We start from the raw sequence: 1,977 nt of genomic DNA, 5'->3' as shown, positions 1-1,977 counted from the left end.
CAACCCGAAAATGTCCATCGATGATGTCACAATTCGTTGGAGTGAGAAGAAATCACCATTTTTTACGGTTGGTCGCCTTACAGTCAAGCATCAGATCATCGATTTTGACAAACAATACGACTCTGCTGAAAACCTGCGATTTTCCCCGTGGAATGGCTTAGTAGTTCATCGTCCTGTCGGAGCTCTCAACCGGCTCCGTAATGTAGTTTATCCGATTGTGGCTAAGTATCGTTATCAAAAACGGGGACTCAAGTACTAGTCTTTCAAGTTAAGCATACATGTTGCATTTTACTTGTTACTTGTTACTTGCCAATTTTAAATTTTCAAGTAACAAGTAACGAACACCCAAGAATTATACCCAGAGAATTATAACTATTCAACCGGACTCCATAACGGGGTGATAGTTCAGCTATAATTATTATCTGGTTTGGATTTAGTGAATTCAGTTACCAAACTTATAAATAAACCCGATTTTTCGACCACTTGGATGAAAGAATCAGGTATTGAGTTTTCAGTAATTGAAAATATGCTCATGACTGTCTATATCTAGTTTGGGATCATAAGTTTGGGATCATAGTGACCTTAAACTTAGAGCTGGCAATTACTTTGGGTCCCTTGTCGCCCCCCCAGCTCCTTCGTAATCAGTTAGCTATTTGCAGTCAGCTAAAACCCTAGCAGCTTCCACAAGACTAGATCACAGCAATGCATTCAATTTCGACTAAAACATCCTTAGGTAGTCGGGAAACCTCAACACAGGCACGAGCTGGAGCGTCTTCCTCGTTAAAGTATTTGGCATAGATCTGATTTACTGTCGCAAAATCATTCATATCTGCCAGAAATACCGTGGTTTTGACTATGTCCGGGATTTTAGCTCCAGCAGCGACTAAGATAGCTTCAACATTAGCCATTACCTGTTCTGTCTGCTTGGCGACATCATTAGCACCAACAATCTCACCGGTGCTAGGGTCAAGGGGAATTTGACCAGCTACAAAAATCATTTGACCGCTGACTGCGATCGCTTGATTGTATGGTCCTACGGGTGCTGGGGCATTGGGGGTACGGATAATGTTTCGTGTCATAGTCTTCAGTCGTTCCAGGATGGACAAGTTAACACATTCCAAGATAACAGTTTGAGGATTCCCATCTCAGCCTTATCCCTGACCGATAAGTCTTGATCTTGGTAGTGAGGAGGTCAAGAATAGGGGGATGATGGGTAATAGTGGTATTAGTAGGATGAGGGGTCAGAAAGTGCTATGTCATCAATGCACCTCATTATCAGTAGTGCGTAGGGTGCGCACAGAAGACGGGCGAGCCCTCATTTTCTACCTTTTCGCCACTGTTGAGACCGCCAGTCTGGAAATAAAACGGGCAAGATGCCCGTTCCACCCACGGAGTCAAACTGGTTATAAATCAAAGGCTGAAATCCAGTAATTATATTAAGAAACCCGATTTCTGCTTAATTACTGTAACCATTAACTATTAACAATAGTAACAATTTACCATTAATTATTATATACTGAATCTAGATTTTGGAGAGGATATTTGCTACTAGTTAAACACCACAAAAACTAAGAATTTAAAAAAAAGGCGTATGTGAATGAATAATAAAATCCTGAAAACTATAGATCAACTAGGTATTCGATTTGTGCGTATCCTTTGGTGCGACAATGCTAACATAATCCGTGGTAAAGCAGTCCACCGGAAAACCTTACCAGACTACCTCAAACACGGTGTGGGCATTTCAGCAGCCCAGCAAGCTCTACCGGTGATGTATGATGTCCCAGTCCCAGGCAGTGGCTTGGGACCTATCGGTGAAATCCGCTTAGTACCGGATTGGGAAACCTTAACCTCCTTACCCTATGCTCCTGGTCATGCCCGTGTGTTTGGGGATATGGTCAACAATGGTAGCCCATGGCCGTATTGTCCCCGAAACTTCCTCAAAAGGATGGTAGCAGAAGCGGAAAGTGAGGGCTTACA

1 protein-coding gene and 2 pseudogenes are annotated in these 1,977 nt (G+C 42.7%); 2 read left to right on the top strand and 1 reads right to left on the bottom strand.

Going from position 1 to position 1,977, the window contains the following annotated elements; translation table 11 throughout:
• Positions 1–259: pseudogene (locus F6K49_RS44265) on the top strand (catalase); the annotation flags it as partial.
• A 430-nt stretch (positions 260–689) separates the two neighbouring features.
• Here the strand turns inward: F6K49_RS44265 and F6K49_RS44260 are convergent.
• A complete protein-coding gene (locus F6K49_RS44260; RefSeq protein WP_075901698.1) occupies positions 690–1,079 on the bottom strand; it encodes a RidA family protein in 390 nt (129 codons plus the stop codon).
• 518 nt (positions 1,080–1,597) lie between these two features.
• Between F6K49_RS44260 and F6K49_RS44255 the strand changes: the two are divergent.
• Positions 1,598–1,977 (top strand): annotated as a pseudogene (locus F6K49_RS44255) (glutamine synthetase); the annotation flags it as partial.

It is taken from the genome of Moorena sp. SIO3I6 (genome assembly GCF_010672095.1).
The sequence above is the reverse complement of the archived record's forward strand: the minus strand, read 5'-3'. Positions and strand labels throughout refer to the sequence as shown.

Coding starts and splice junctions, on each gene's coding strand:
- F6K49_RS44260 (WP_075901698.1), bottom strand. CDS start 1,079: ATGACACGAAACATTATCCGTACCCCCAATGCCCCAGCACCCGTAGGA.